Raw genomic sequence first — 14,555 nt, forward strand, 5'->3', positions numbered from 1 at the left:
CCAAGCTCGTCTTGCATGGCGGCGTGAAGCTCCGGATCGCTTTCGGCGATGGAGGTGGTGAAAAAACCGGGGGCGCGGTGCGGGGCGTTCATAGGCTCTCTCCTGAGGTGCAGACGTTTTATGTTGCGCGTTGTGTAAGGGGTTGCGCGCCCGGTGGGAAGTCTGGAATGCGCACAAGTATGCGCCGAGAGCGGCAAAAGGGCCCTCTTGTGTTTCGGATCGGCCCGAGTGCAGTGTTTTGGAAACCAACGGAGTGTTTTTGTCATGCCCGCCGCGCGGAATATTTGTTTCATGGCCTCACCGGCTGCCGACGCGCAGGAGGCATTGGCGGCACTGACTGCCCGCTACGGCCAGTTTGAGCCGCAAGACGCCGATGTGATCGTGGCGTTGGGGGGCGACGGTTTCATGTTGCAAACCCTGCACGGCAGCATGGGGGTCGATGCGCCGGTTTATGGCATGAACCGCGGCACGGTCGGCTTTTTAATGAATGAATACGCTGAAGAAGCGCTGATTGAGCGTCTTGAGGCCGCAGAAGAGGCCGTGACCCACCCGCTTAAGATGACTGCCTGGACGGCTGATGGCAGCTCGGTAGAGGCGCTGGCCATCAACGAGGTGTCCTTGCTGCGTGAAGGGGCGCAGGCCGCCAAGCTGCGCATATCAGTCGACGGACGCGTGCGGATGGATGAATTGGTGTGCGACGGCTGTCTTGTGGCTACGCCGGCAGGATCTACGGCTTACAACTACTCGGCACACGGGCCAATTTTGCCAATCGGTTCAGATGTTTTGGCGGTGACGGCAATGGCGGCGTTTCGGCCCCGGCGCTGGCGTGGGGCGCTATTGCCGTCGGGCGCGGTGGTGCGGTTCGATGTGTTGCAACACGAAAAGCGGCCCGTCCGGGCAGATACCGATTCCCGTTCCGTCAGTGGCGTTGTGCGGGTCGATATCCATTCGGAGACCGCAATCGCGCATCGTTTGCTGTTTGACCCCGGTCACGGTTTGGAAGAACGGCTTCTGCGAGAGCAATTCACCTAGGCCGTTTGTTATGCGGCGGGGTGCCGCGTACGAAGATGCAATTTCCAGTGGTGGGCCGCTTTGGTTTCCGATAGGAAATAAATAGTTTAATGGTGAACCATTTCTGAAGGGGAGGGAATATGGCCGAGGAATTCAAAGAAAGCCTGCGCACAGCGGCACTGCGGTATCACGCCGAAGGCAAGCCGGGCAAGCTGGAGATCCGGGCCACCAAGCCCTTGGCCAACGGACGTGACCTAGCGCGGGCCTACAGCCCCGGGGTCGCAGATGCCTGCACCGAAATCGTCGCCGACAAGGCCAATGCTAACCTTTATACCGCGCGCGGAAACCTTGTGGCCGTTGTGACCAACGGCTCGGCGGTTCTGGGGCTTGGCAACATCGGCGCGCTGGCCTCCAAGCCGGTGATGGAAGGCAAGGCAGTTCTGTTTAAGAAGTTTGCTGACATCGATTGCTTCGACATTGAACTGAACGAATCTGATCCAGAGCGGCTGGCCGACATTGTCTGTGCGCTTGAGCCCACGTTTGGGGCTATCAACCTTGAGGACATCAAGGCGCCCGATTGTTTTATCGTTGAAAAAATTTGCCGTGAGCGGATGAACATCCCTGTTTTCCATGATGACCAGCACGGCACCGCGATTGTAGTGGGTGCTGCTGCGTTGAACGCGCTTAAGGTGGTCGGCAAGGATTGGGCTGACATCAAAGTCGTGTCCACAGGTGGTGGGGCGGCTGGCATCGCCTGCCTGAATATGCTGCTTAGCCTCGGGGTTAAGCGTGAAAACGTCTATCTGTGCGACATCGCAGGCCTTGTCTACGAAGGCCGGACCGAGGAAATGACGCCCCAAAAGGCGGCCTATGCGCAGGGCACCACGCCCGCAAGCCTTGGTGATGTGATTGAAGGGGCTGATCTGTTTTTGGGTCTTTCCGGTCCTGGCGTGCTAAAGCCCGAAATGGTCGCCAAAATGGCCAAACGCCCGATTGTTTTCGCGCTGGCAAACCCCACACCGGAAATCCTGCCCGAAGAGGTCCGCAGTGTCGCCCCTGACGCGCTGATTGCTACAGGGCGCAGTGATATTCCCAACCAAGTTAACAACGTTTTGTGCTTTCCGTTCATCTTCCGTGGCGCGCTAGACGTCGGCGCGACTGAGATCAATGAGGCCATGAAGATTGGCTGTGTCGAAGGGATTGCCGCCCTTGCACGCGCCACCACCAGTGCCGAGGCCGCCGCGGCCTATGCGGGCGAGCAGCTGACATTTGGGCCTGACTACCTGATCCCCAAGGCGTTTGACCCCCGTTTGATGGGCGTCGTGGCCAGCGCTGTGGCTAAGGCCGCAATGGAAAGTGGTGTTGCCACCAAGCATGTCGATATCGAAGATTACAAAGAGCAGCTTGACGGTTCGGTCTTCAAATCTGCGCTCATCATGCGGCCCGTGTTCGCAGCGGCGGCCAATGCTGAACGCCGGATCGTTTTTGCCGAGGGCGAGGATGTTCGCGTCTTGCACGCAGCCCAAGCCGTGGTTGAGGAAACCACCGATGTGCCAATCCTGATCGGGCGGCCCGAAGTGATCGAGGCCCGTGCCGAGAAAGCGGGCCTGACCGTCAAACCCGGTCGCGATTTTGAGATCGTGAACCCGCAAAGTGATGCCCGCTATCGCGAATACTGGGAAACCTACCACGGCCTGATGGCGCGCCGCGGGGTGGCCCCCGATCTGTCGCGCGCGATCATGCGCACGAACACCACTGCGATTGGCGCGGTGATGGTGCAACGGGGCGAAGCGGATTCGGTCATTTGCGGCACCTTTGGTCAGTTTCTGTGGCACCTGAACTACATTGAACAAATCCTTGGCCGCGACGGACTTAGCCCGGTTGGCGCCCTCAGCCTGATGATCCTAGAGGATGGGCCGTTGTTCATCGCGGACACACACGTCCACGCAGAACCAACGCCCGAGCAGATCGTTAAGTCTGTCATTGGGGCCGCGCGTCACGTGCGGCGGTTCGGGGTGGAGCCCAAGGTGGCGCTGTGCTCTGGCTCTCAGTTCGGGAACCTCGACAGCCGATCTGGTCGTGTCATGCGCGAGGCGCTGCGCCAATTGGATGCGCAACAGCTTGATTTTGCTTATGAAGGTGAAATGCACGTCGACAGTGCACTCGACCCAGAACTGCGCGATCGCTACCTGCCTTGTTCACGCCTAGAGGGCGCGGCAAACGTGTTGGTCTTTGCGTCTACCGATGGGGCGGGTGCTGCACGCAACATCCTCAAAATGCGCGGTGGCGGCCTAGAGGTCGGGCCGATCTTGATGGGCATGGGCAACAAGGCGCAGATCGTAACGCCATCGATTACGGCGCGCGGGCTGCTAAATATTTCGGCCTTGGCGGGGACACCGGTGAAATCCTACGGGTAGGGCACTGGCATCCGGGCGTGTGGGCGTCTATCACGGGCGCAAACCAAATATGAGGCCTCCATGTCCGCCCACGGCACCCCCATTCCGATGACCTCCCGCCCTTGTGGCCCGCTCAAGGGCGAGGCCCACGTGCCCGGCGATAAGTCGATCTCTCACCGCTCGCTCATCTTGGGCGCCATGTCGGTCGGAGAAACTATTGTCACCGGGCTGCTGGAGGGGCAGGACGTTCTGGACACGGCCAAGGCCATGCAGGCTTTTGGGGCTGACATCACGCGTGATGAGGATGGCACATGGCATGTGCACGGCGTTGGCGTCGGCGGCTTTGCCGAGCCTGATCAAGTAATTGACTGCGGCAATTCCGGAACCGGTGTGCGGTTGATCATGGGCTGTATGGCGACGTCTGACATGGCGGTGACGTTTACGGGCGACGCCAGTTTGAACAAACGTCCTATGGCGCGCGTGACGGATCCGCTTGCGTTGTTTGGTGCGCAAGCGGTCGGTCGCTCTGGCGGGCGCTTGCCCATGACGGTTGTGGGCGCGGCGGACCCTGTGCCGGTGCGCTATGTCGTGCCTGTGCCCTCGGCCCAAGTGAAATCAGCGGTTTTGCTGGCGGGGTTAAACGCGCCGGGCCAGACGGTTGTGATTGAAAAAGAAGCGACCCGCGACCACACAGAGCGGATGCTTGCGGGCTTTGGTGCAGAAATCTCCGTGGTCGACACGCCGGAGGGGCGCGAAATCACTCTAACCGGCCAGCCCGAGCTGCGTGCCCAAACCATCGTCGTGCCCCGTGATCCGTCCAGTGCTGCCTTCCCGGTGTGTGCGGCGCTGATCGTGCCAGGCTCGGATGTGTTGGTGCCTAATATTGGCCTTAACCCCACACGCGCGGGTCTCTTTGAGACGCTGCGCGATATGGGGGCAGACCTGACCTATGAAAACCTCCGAGAGGAGGGGGGCGAGCCGGTCGCCGACCTGCGAGCGCGGTATTCGCCCAATATGCGTGGTATCGAAGTGCCACCCGCCCGTGCGGCGAGCATGATTGATGAATACCCCGTTCTATCGGTCGTGGCGTCCCACGCCACGGGGCGCACCGTGATGCGCGGTGTCAAAGAACTGCGTGTTAAGGAATGTGACCGTATCGATGCGATGGCCAAGGGGCTGCGGGCCTGTGGTGTCACCGTGGAGGAAGGTCCTGACTGGTGGGAGGTTGAGGGCATGGGCCCCGGTGCCATGCCCGGCGGCGCTACGGTCGAGGTTTTCCTTGATCACCGTATCGCAATGTCATTTCTTGTGGCGGGCATGGCAGCAAAAGCTGCCATCACTGTCGAAGACGGTGGGCCAATCGCCACGTCTTTCCCGATTTTCGAGGGATTGATGGGGGATTTGGGCGCGGACTTGGTGCAAGCCTAATAACGTTGGGGGCCGGGTCCCGTAAGGGCTTCGGCTCAGGAAAGGAACGCGCATTGCAACGGGGCGGATGTTTGTGTGGGGCGATCACCTACGAGGTCGCGGGCGCATTGGGCCCGGTGACCGCGTGCCATTGCACCCAGTGCCGCAAGCAGACCGGCCACTACGCGGCTGCCGTGCCTGCACCTTGGGCGGATGTCACACTGTCTGGCACGCCGACTTGGTACAACAGCACACCTAGCGCCCGGCGCGGGTTTTGCGGAACCTGCGGCAGCTACTTGTTTTGGGAAGAATACGATGGATTGGTCTATTTAATGGCCGGCGCGTTCGACGCACCAACTGGGCTGCGAATGGATGGTCACATCTACTATGCCGATAAAGGCGATTACTACACAGCGGGCGAGGATTTACCCTGTTTTGCACAAGGTCGCTCCGGGCCAGAGGTACCATCATGAGGTTTACGGTTGCGATTGATGGCCCGGCGGCTGCGGGCAAAGGCACAATTTCCAAGGCGGTCGCTGCGCATTTTGACCTCGCGCACTTGGACACAGGGCTGCTCTATCGCGCGGTTGGCCGCAAAGTCTTGGATGCAGGCATGGACCCGGTTCAGGCAGCAAAAACACTGATGGCCGACGACTTGAATGCGGAAGGCTTGCGCACCTCTGCTGTGGCGCAGGCCGCAAGCAAGGTCGCCGTGATCGCAGACGTGCGCGCCGCCCTCGTGGATTTTCAGCGGGCGTTTGCGACGCGCTCAGGTGGCGCGGTTCTGGATGGGCGCGATATCGGCACGGTTATTTGCCCGCGTGCGGAAGCCAAGCTTTATGTCACTGCGCGTGCCGAAATTCGGGCGCATCGCCGTTGGCTGGAGCTATCGGAAAAAGACCCGAGCATTACGCTTGAACAAGTTTTGGCCGACGTAGAGGCGCGCGACGCACGCGACCGCGACCGCACCGAGGCGCCCTTGGTTGCCGCGGATGACGCGGTCGTAATTGATACCTCTGATCTGGCAATTCCCGCGGCTGTGGCCAAGGCTGTTGCACATGTTCAGTCGTGTAAAGATATTGTTATCAGTAATTTGTAGAGTAAACTTGATGTTATAGGCTAAGGCGCACACGATGTTGTGCTTTGGTTGATGGCGCGGTGCGTTCTAGGATTCTCCTGTTCGACAGGAGATTTGATATGCGCATTCTGCCCACCCTCATCATTGCAGCGGCCCTTGCTGCCTATGGGTTTATTACCTCCGCTGATGCGGAGGAACGTCCCATGACGCTTGAACGGATGGGCGCGATTGTCCAAACCATCGACCCAGAGGCGCAGGTATTCGCCACGGGATTTCAGCTCACGATTGAGGACGTCCCGGTCATCATTGTTTCGGACCCCGCCGCCGACCGCATGCGTGCCATGGTTCCCATCCGGAGTGCCGAAGGGTTGGAGCCGGACGAATTGATGCGGCTTATGCAGGCCAATTTCGACACCGCTCTTGATGCCCGATATGCTGTCGCAAACGGGCGGTTGTGGGGCACCTTTATCCATCCGCTCAGCCCGTTAGAGCGGGAGCAATTCATTTCCGCGTTAATCCAAACGGTCAATTTGGCCCGAACCTATGGCACGCTTTATTCTGGTGGGGCGCAGACCTTTGGAGGGGGCGACAGCAACGGCCTTTATCAAGATCTTTTCAGCGAATTGCTGCGCAAAGGTGAGGACATTTAAGTGGCCACAGGCCCGTGTTTGGGGTAGGCTACTGAAATAAGCCCGAAAAGGGCACGAGCAGAACATAATAGACCAAAGCAGGCATCCCATGACGGAAATGGCCCATGGCACGGTTATCGTGCAACCGGGCGAGGCGATCCTCTCGCGCTGGTGGCGCACAGTGGACCGTGTCACCCTGACATGTATTTTCATCCTTTTTGCGATCGGCCTTTTGTTAGGCTTTGCGGCCTCACCCCCACTGGCAGAGCGCAATGGCCTGATGCCATTCCACTACGTGCTGCGGCAGGGTGTGTTTGGCATGATGGCGTTGTCGGTGATGTTGGTCGTGTCGATGCTATCACCCACGCAATTGCGCAGGCTTGGGGTGCTGGGCTTTTTCGCGGCATTTCTAGCGGTGGCGATGCTGCCGGTTTTTGGCACTGATTTTGGCAAGGGGGCCACGCGGTGGTTCTCATTGGGGTTCGTGTCCGTGCAGCCCTCTGAGTTCCTCAAACCCGTTTTCGTCATTCTGTGCGCATGGTTGATGGCCGCGAGCCAAGAGTTGAACGGCCCTCCGGGTAAGACTTTCTCCTTCATTGTTGCCGTGTGCACGGTTGGCTTTTTGGCCACCCAGCCTGACTTTGGCCAATCCGCGCTGATCATCGCGGCGTGGTCGACGCTGTATTTCGTGGCCGGTGCGCCGATGATTTTGCTGACCGGGTGCATCGGGTTGGTCGTGGCGGGGGGCGTTGTCGCCTATTCCTCGTCCGAACACTTTGCGCGGCGCATTGACGGTTTTCTCAATCCCGAGGTCGATCCGACCACCCAAATGGGCTTTGCCACGAATGCGATCCGCGAGGGCGGCTTTTTCGGCGCAGGCGTGAATGAGGGGCAGGTCAAATGGTCGTTGCCCGACGCACATACTGATTTCATCATTGCCGTGGCGGCAGAAGAATACGGCCTGATCCTTGTTTGGATCATCATCGGATTGTTCGCGCTGATAACGGTCCGCTCGCTCTTTCGCCTGATGCGAGAGCGGGATCCGTTCATTCGCCTTGCTGGTACGGGCTTGATCACGTTGTTCGGGCTTCAAGCCTTTATTAACTTGGGCGTGGCAGTGCGGGTTTTGCCTGCCAAGGGGATGACGCTGCCGTTCGTAAGTTACGGGGGGTCATCGCTGATTGCGATGGGGATCCTCGTGGGGATGCTGCTGTGCTTTACCCGCACGCGGCCCCAAGGTGAAATCGGTGACATGCTGAGGCGCCGTTGATGGGCCCGTTGTTGGTTATCGCGGCTGGCGGCACGGGCGGGCATATGTTTCCCGCGCAGGCCTTGGCCGAAGACATGCTGGCGCGTGGTTGGCGGGTGGTTTTGTCGACTGATGCACGCGGCGCGCGCTATGCGGGCGGGTTCCCGGATGCGGTTGAAAGGCGTGTGGTTTCATCGGCAACTTTCGCGCGTGGTGGGGGGCTGGCCAAGGCGCTTGTACCATTTCGCATCCTGCGCGGGGTGTTTGCTGCACGCGCAGATTTTAAACGCGACAAGCCTGCGGTTGTGGTGGGCTTTGGCGGCTACCCCTCGATCCCGGCACTTGGCGCTGCCGTTTTGATGAAACTGCCCACAATTATTCATGAACAAAATGGTGTGCTGGGTCGGGTGAACACGTTGCTTGCGCCGCGCGTATCGGTGGTGGCTGCCGGTACATGGCCCGTGGCTGTGCCCGACGGTGTTGAGCCTGTGCATGTGGGTAATCCTGTGCGCGCGTCTATAGCGGAGCGCGCGGGCGCGGGCTACATCCCACCGGGTGATTACCCGTTGCGCATTGTTGTGATCGGCGGCTCTCAGGGCGCGCGCATCCTTTCGGATGTGGTGCCTGCTGCCATCGGTCAACTGCCTACTGCATTGCGAGACCAGATCAAGGTCGAACAACAGGCGCGTGCCGAGGATATTGCGCGCGTTACTCAGGCCTACGCTGACATTGATGTCCGGGCTGAGGTCGCACCGTTCTTTGATGACATCCCCAAACGGTTCACTGAGGCGCAACTGGTCATCTCCCGCTCGGGTGCGTCGACCGTTGCGGATATCAGTGCGATTGGACGACCCTCGATCCTTGTGCCGTTTGCCGCAGCCACAGGGGATCACCAAACGGCCAATGCACGCGGCCTCGTAGATGCCAACGCCGCGATCATGATGCCCGAAAGCAGATTTACCCCTGCAGCCTTGGCCGAGCAGATTGCCACGGTCTTGGGCAGCCCCGAGGGGGCACAGAAAATGGCCATTGCGGCGCGGGGGCAGGGGCGTATGGATGCCGCCCAAGCGCTTGGCGCCTTGGTCCAAGAGCTAGCACATACAGGAGCGCGCTAATGAACACCGCAACCAAACTGCCCCAGGCGCTGGGGCCCATTCACTTTGTGGGCATCGGTGGCATTGGCATGTCGGGTATTGCAGAGGTGTTGGTTGAGCACGGCTATACTGTTCAGGGATCTGACCTGAAGGCGAGCAAGATCACCAAGCGGCTTGAGGCGTTGGGGGCCACGGTGTTCGTGGGCCAACGCGCCGAAAATCTTGAGGGCGTCGAGGTTGTCGTGATTTCAAGCGCGATCAAACCGGGAAATCCCGAGCTGGATGCGGCGCGCCTAGCTGGGCTGCCCGTTGTGCGTCGCGCCGAGATGCTGGCCGAATTGATGCGGCTTAAGTCCAACATCGCCGTTGCCGGAACCCATGGCAAGACGACCACAACTACGATGGTCGCAGCCCTTTTGGATGAGGGCGGGATTGACCCGACCGTTATCAACGGCGGGATTATTCACGCCTATGACAGCAATGCGCGCATGGGCTCGGGCGAATGGATGGTGGTCGAAGCGGATGAAAGCGACGGCACGTTCAACCGTTTGCCCGCGACAATCGCGATCGTGACCAATATCGATCCCGAACACATGGAACATTGGGGCACAATCGAAAACCTGCGGGCGGGTTTTGATGATTTTGTCTCGAACATCCCATTCTACGGTTTGGCGGTATGCTGCACCGACCACCCTGAGGTGCAGGCGTTGGTTGGTCGGATCACGGACCGGCGGGTCATGACATTCGGCTTTAACGCGCAGGCGGATGTGCGTGCGATGAACCTGACATTTGAAGCAGGTGTGGCGCATTTTGATATCCATATTCAGGCTGAGGATGAAGTTATCAAAGATTGCACGCTGCCCATGCCCGGTGATCACAACGTGTCAAATGCGCTGGCGGGTGTTGCCGTGGGGCGGCACCTGGGCATGACACTGGAGCAGATCAAACAGGGTCTGGCTGCATTCAAGGGCGTTAACCGCCGCTTTACCAAAGTTGGTGAGTGGAAGGGCATTCCAATTATCGACGACTATGGTCACCATCCTGTTGAGATCGCAGCCGTGCTGCGCGCGGCGCGGCAAAGTGTGGGTGACGGTGGCCGGGTCATTGCGGTGCACCAACCGCACCGTTTTTCGCGCCTGCATACGCTCTTTGATGATTTTTGCAGCTGCTTTAACGACGCCGATGTTGTTGGCATCGGTGAGGTTTTTGCCGCCGGTGAGGACCCCATTGAAGGAGCAGGCCGCGATGATCTGGTTGCGGGGCTTATCCGCCACGGCCATCGCCACGCGCGGGCCGTCACATCCGAAGATGACCTTGAACGTCTGGTGCGGGAACAGGCGCGCGAAGGCGATATCATTATCTGCCTCGGTGCGGGGACGATTTCGGCTTGGGCCAACGGGCTGCCAAAGCGCCTTGCCGCGGGCGAATAGCCGCTATTCTGCGGCGTCAAGCAAGGCCTGCGCCGCAGCGCGCGCGGCCTCAGTGATCGTGTCACCAGCCAACATTCGAGCGATTTCATCGAGGCGCGCGTCGTCACCAAGGGGCGTGACACTCGACAACGTGGCCTCATCCACGACCCGCTTGGCAACCTGCCAGTGATGCGCGCCAAGGGCCGCAACCTGTGGGGAGTGGGTCACGACCAAAACTTGCCCGCCATCCGCCAAAGTCTTGAGCCGGCGCCCAACAGCATCCGCTGTGGCACCACCCACGCCGCGGTCGATTTCATCAAAGATCATCGTGGTCGATAGATCATCGCCCGCCAAACAGACCTTTAGTGCCAGCAAAAACCGTGACAATTCCCCGCCCGAGGCGATCTTGTTCAACGGCCCTGCTGGGGCGCCGGGGTTGGTGGCGACCTCGAATGCGATGGCGTCTATGCCCTCGGGGCCTTTCGGGGCCTCGGTCAAACGGGTGACGAATACGGCGCGCTCCATCTTGAGCGGGGCGAGTTCTGCGGCCATGGCCGCGTCCAGCCGCTTGGCAGCTTTTGCACGCAAGTCGGACAGGGTCATTGCGGCGGCGTCATAATCCGCGCCCGTGTCGGTCACGGCGCGACGAAGGGCTGCGATATCGCCCTCAGATGCGTCTAGGGCATCCAGCTTGGCACGCAAATTCGCCGCCAGAGCGGGTAATTCTTCGGGCGATACATCGTGTTTGCGGGCAAGCGCCCGTAGAGCAAAAAGACGCTCCTCAACGGTTTCCAACTCAAACGGATCGAAGGATAATTTATCAAGGCACGCCTCAACCCCGGCTTGTGCTTCACCCAGTTCGACCTGTGCGCGCCCCAATGCATCAAGGGCCGCATCCAGTGCACCCTCGGCCTTGTCCCGCGCCCCATCCAGCCAGCGTACCGCGTCGCTCATCCGGCCCTCGGCGCCGTTGAGGCCGATCGCCTCTAGGCCGTTTGTCACGTCCTCACGGATACGTTCAGCGCCCTGCATCATCCGGCGTCGGGCGTCGAGCGTATCGTCTTCGCCCGGTTGAGGGTCAAGCGCTTCTAGCTCGGCTGCTGCGTGACGCAGGTACTCTTCTTCTGCGCGAGTTTCGGCCAAAAGCGCCTCTGCCTTGCTCAACGCGGTTTGAGCGGCGGCATGGGCCCGCCAAGCGGTGCGAACCTTAGCGAGCAAGGCGGTAGAGCCCGCGAAACTGTCTAGCAACGTGCGGTGGCCACGTGTGTTCAACAGACCGCGGTCGTCATGCTGACCATGCAATTCCACCAGCGTTTCTGAAAGCGCACGCAGCACCTCGCCTGAACACCGACGGTCGTTGACCCAAGCTGTCTTTCGCCCATCGCGCGTATTGACGCGACGCATGATGACCGTGCCGTCTTCATCCGGCAGGCCCGCCTCTTGTAAAATCGCATGTGCCGCATGATCGGGGCCTAACGCAAACTCGGCCACGACCTCACCCTGATCGGCCCCGGCCCGAACAAGTTCCGCACGCCCGCGCCAGCCCAAAACAAACCCCAACGAGTCGAGCAAAATGGATTTACCCGCGCCGGTTTCACCGGTCAGAACATTCAGACCCGGCTGAAATGCCAGTTCCAAATGATCAATAATCAGCATGTTTCGGATATCGAGCGCGCGCAGCATTTATTCGAGCCTCGTGTCGGATGGGGTCAGGCCCACCCCCCGGTTACAACCACGCGCCACGAATTGTGCGGCGATAAATGTCGACCAACCAGCCGGTGCCGCGAGGTGCTGCATCCAGCCCTTGACCGGTCAACTGCTTGAAGGCGTCGTCATAGAAAGGCGAGCTTTGGAAGTTATAGCCAAGGATCGCGCCGGCGGTCTGTGCTTCATCCCGCAGGCCAAGGCTGAGGTAGGCCTCAACCAAGCGCATCAGGGCTTCGGGCGTGTGGCTCGTGGTCTCAAAGTCTTGGACGACGGCGCGAAAGCGATTGATGGCGGCAGGGTAGTGCCCACGCTTGAGGTAATAGCGCCCGATTTCCATCTCTTTGGCGGCAAGGTGGTCAAACGCTAGATCGAATTTTAGGATCGAAGAGCGCGCGTATTCTGAGCCGGGGTAGCGTTCGATCACGGTCCGCAAGGCTTGGAGTGCTTGGAACGTCAGGCCTTGGTCGCGGCCCACTTGGTCGATTTGATCATAGTAGGAGAGTGCGAGAAGGTACTGCGCGTAGGCCGCGTCTTCGTCTGCTGGGTAAAAGTCGATAAACCGTTGGGCGGCCGCACGAGAATTCTCATAGTCGCCATCGGTATGGTAAGAAAACGCGGCCATGATTAGGGCCCGCTTGGCCCAATCGGAATAGGGGTAAAGCCGCTCAACCTCATTGAACAGGCGCGCGGCCTCTTCTGGTTCATCGCTGGCCAACTGCACTTCGGCGCGCTGGAAAATTTCTTGGGGGCCAAGGCTTTGCAGCACTTCGGCATCTGTTGGACCCTGCGAACACGCCGACAAAAGCGCCACGAGGGCCGCGCTCAGCAGTATTGATTTCCCGCCTGTCATTCGATCATGGCCTCTTGCCCTGTCAGGTGCCGTTCCCTTGGTCGGGAACTTGTTAAGGGTCTAGCATAGGACGTGGAGGGACAAAAGTGGGATTGGGCGTTGGTCCGCGCTCAAACCGCAGCCAAATCCGACATGTGCAGGCCGGCGCCGGGCAGATTGTCGAGCTGCGTTTGTGAGCACGTTACAATGCGGTAGGCCAGTGGATCAGCAAATAGCGCGTGCAGCAACTTGTTGGTCAACGTGTGGCCCGCACGCACGCCCGTATAGCGCCCCAAAAGCGGGGCACCAGCCAGCGCCAGATCACCAAGCGCGTCGAGCATTTTGTGGCGCACGGCCTCATCCGCGTGACGCAAACCGCCGGGCGACAACACTTGGTCCCCATCCACAACCACCGCGTTGTCATAGGTTCCGCCAAGGGCAAGGCCGTTTTCGCGCATCATTTCAACATCGGCTTGGCGGCAAAATGTACGGCTATTTGCAAGTTCGCGCACAAAGGTACCGTTCGCCAGCACTAGACGTTTTTCTTGGTGGCCAATAGCGGCATCTGCGAAGTCGATGGAAAAGTCCATCTCCGTGGTTTTGGCGGGCGACAGGCTTGCGGTGCTGTTACCGTCTGTCACGCTGACTTGGCGCAAAACTTCGATGGCATGCACCGGCGCATCCAGCACCTGAAGGCCACGTTTCATGATTGCTTCTACAAAAAGGGCGGCTGAGCCGTCTAGGATAGGAACCTCTGGGCCGTCAATTTCAAGCAGTGCGTTGTGCACGCCGCAGCCCGCGAGTGCAGCCATGACATGTTCGACCGTGGACATCTCGATGCCGTCGGCGTTCACCAAGCGGGTGCAGAGGGGCGACTGGATCGCAGAATTGTAGCGCGCCGGGATCATCGCATCGCTGTCCGTAACGTCCGTCCGGCGGAACCAGATCCCGTAGGATGCTGAGGCTGGATGGATCGTCATGCGAACTGGGGCGCCCGAGTGAAGGCCAACGCCAGTAAAGCGGATCAGAGATTTAAGAGTTGTTTGCACGCGGTGCCCCAATAAACGCGAGGTTTGCCCCGCTGACATTTGACCATTTTGCTATCTGTTGCTGGTTTATGCCGCAATTAACGGTTTGTGACGCCCTGCAACATTGGCAAAACCCGTCGGCGGAAAATTGCCGCTCTGCGGCGTAATCGTATTTAAGTCGTTGATACAATAGAAAAGAAGCGACTGTTATCCACAGTCGCTTCTCAACAATTCGTTACGGGTTGACCTGGCGTTAATTGGCCTGCCGACGAAGGAATGCAGGGATTTCGATCCGGTCATCCTCGGGGTTATCGCCGATTGTCTCGCCGCGATGGGCTGCACCAGTGCTCTGTTGGCTGGGCCGCTGAGCGGTCATGGGCGGCTCTTCGGTGTGACCCGTCATGCGACCGATCAGACCACCGATCCCACCAAACCGTGCCTTCTCAGGCTCGGATGTTGGTGCGGGGGCACCACGGCGTTCACCGCGAACGACAGCTGCACGCAGCTGAGCCATTTGTTCAGGCGAAGGGCCGGGCGCTGCCATGCGGGGCTCCGCCACGTAGGCTTCGGGCTCGGGCTCTGCGAATGCGGCGGAACGTGTTGGTTCGGGCGCGGGCTGGTAGGCCGGGGGTGGCAGGTCGTCCGAGCTTAGAATGTTTTCAGGGTTGTCCTGATGATCATTCATTTCCATCGAGTCGAAAAAGCTTGGCTCTTGTGG

12 protein-coding genes and 1 pseudogene are annotated in these 14,555 nt (G+C 59.8%); 9 read left to right on the forward strand and 4 right to left on the reverse strand.

Going from position 1 to position 14,555, the window contains the following annotated elements:
- Nucleotides 1-264 precede the first annotated feature (264 nt).
- The 9 genes from AC4GMC_RS13120 (at nucleotide 265) to murC (ending at nucleotide 10,294) form a co-directional block, all read left to right on the forward strand.
- A complete protein-coding gene (locus AC4GMC_RS13120; protein ID WP_487878891.1) occupies nucleotides 265-1,032 on the forward strand; it encodes an NAD kinase in 768 nt (255 codons plus the stop codon).
- 119 nt (nucleotides 1,033-1,151) lie between these two features.
- A complete protein-coding gene (locus tag AC4GMC_RS13125) occupies nucleotides 1,152-3,428 on the forward strand; it encodes an NADP-dependent malic enzyme (RefSeq protein ID WP_487878769.1) in 2,277 nt (758 codons plus the stop codon).
- Between the two features lie 60 nt (nucleotides 3,429-3,488).
- Nucleotides 3,489-4,835 carry a 3-phosphoshikimate 1-carboxyvinyltransferase gene (gene aroA / locus AC4GMC_RS13130; RefSeq protein WP_487878890.1) on the forward strand — a complete coding sequence of 449 codons (1,347 nt, stop codon included), beginning with the start codon at nucleotides 3,489-3,491 and terminating at the stop codon, nucleotides 4,833-4,835.
- 53 nt (nucleotides 4,836-4,888) lie between these two features.
- Nucleotides 4,889-5,287: a GFA family protein gene (locus AC4GMC_RS13135; protein WP_487878632.1), complete on the forward strand. Its 399-nt coding sequence runs from the start codon at nucleotides 4,889-4,891 to the stop codon at nucleotides 5,285-5,287.
- Nucleotides 5,284-5,913: a (d)CMP kinase gene (locus AC4GMC_RS13140; RefSeq protein WP_487878631.1), complete on the forward strand. Its 630-nt coding sequence runs from the start codon at nucleotides 5,284-5,286 to the stop codon at nucleotides 5,911-5,913. The genes AC4GMC_RS13135 and AC4GMC_RS13140 overlap by 4 nt, the downstream gene beginning before the upstream one ends.
- 98 nt (nucleotides 5,914-6,011) lie before the next feature.
- A complete protein-coding gene (locus tag AC4GMC_RS13145; protein WP_487878630.1) occupies nucleotides 6,012-6,542 on the forward strand; it encodes a hypothetical protein in 531 nt (176 codons plus the stop codon).
- Between the two features lie 88 nt (nucleotides 6,543-6,630).
- Nucleotides 6,631-7,791, forward strand: coding sequence for a peptidoglycan glycosyltransferase FtsW (locus AC4GMC_RS13150; RefSeq protein ID WP_038003626.1), 1,161 nt, complete (start codon nucleotides 6,631-6,633; stop codon nucleotides 7,789-7,791).
- Nucleotides 7,791-8,885 carry a UDP-N-acetylglucosamine--N-acetylmuramyl-(pentapeptide) pyrophosphoryl-undecaprenol N-acetylglucosamine transferase gene (locus AC4GMC_RS13155; RefSeq protein WP_487876851.1) on the forward strand — a complete coding sequence of 365 codons (1,095 nt, stop codon included), beginning with the start codon at nucleotides 7,791-7,793 and terminating at the stop codon, nucleotides 8,883-8,885. Before AC4GMC_RS13150 ends, AC4GMC_RS13155 begins: the two co-directional genes overlap by 1 nt.
- A complete protein-coding gene (gene murC / locus AC4GMC_RS13160) occupies nucleotides 8,885-10,294 on the forward strand; it encodes a UDP-N-acetylmuramate--L-alanine ligase (protein ID WP_487876850.1) in 1,410 nt (469 codons plus the stop codon). The genes AC4GMC_RS13155 and murC overlap by 1 nt, the downstream gene beginning before the upstream one ends.
- Nucleotides 10,295-10,297: 3 nt before the next feature.
- Here the strand turns inward: murC and recN are convergent, their stop codons facing one another.
- The 4 genes and pseudogenes from recN to AC4GMC_RS13180 all read right to left on the reverse strand — a co-directional run.
- Nucleotides 10,298-11,956 carry a DNA repair protein RecN gene (gene recN, locus AC4GMC_RS13165; protein ID WP_487876849.1) on the reverse strand — a complete coding sequence of 553 codons (1,659 nt, stop codon included), beginning with the start codon at nucleotides 11,954-11,956 and terminating at the stop codon, nucleotides 10,298-10,300.
- A gap of 43 nt (nucleotides 11,957-11,999) precedes the next feature.
- On the reverse strand, nucleotides 12,000-12,830 hold the full coding sequence (locus AC4GMC_RS13170) for an outer membrane protein assembly factor BamD (protein ID WP_487876848.1): 831 nt from the start codon (nucleotides 12,828-12,830) through the stop codon (nucleotides 12,000-12,002).
- 110 nt (nucleotides 12,831-12,940) lie between these two features.
- Complete coding sequence (gene lpxC, locus AC4GMC_RS13175) at nucleotides 12,941-13,858, reverse strand: UDP-3-O-acyl-N-acetylglucosamine deacetylase (protein WP_487876847.1); 918 nt, start codon at nucleotides 13,856-13,858, stop codon at nucleotides 12,941-12,943.
- Nucleotides 13,859-14,090: 232 nt separating this feature from the next.
- A pseudogene (locus tag AC4GMC_RS13180) lies at nucleotides 14,091-14,555 on the reverse strand (cell division protein FtsZ); the annotation flags it as partial.

Source organism: Thalassobacter sp., assembly GCF_982993085.1.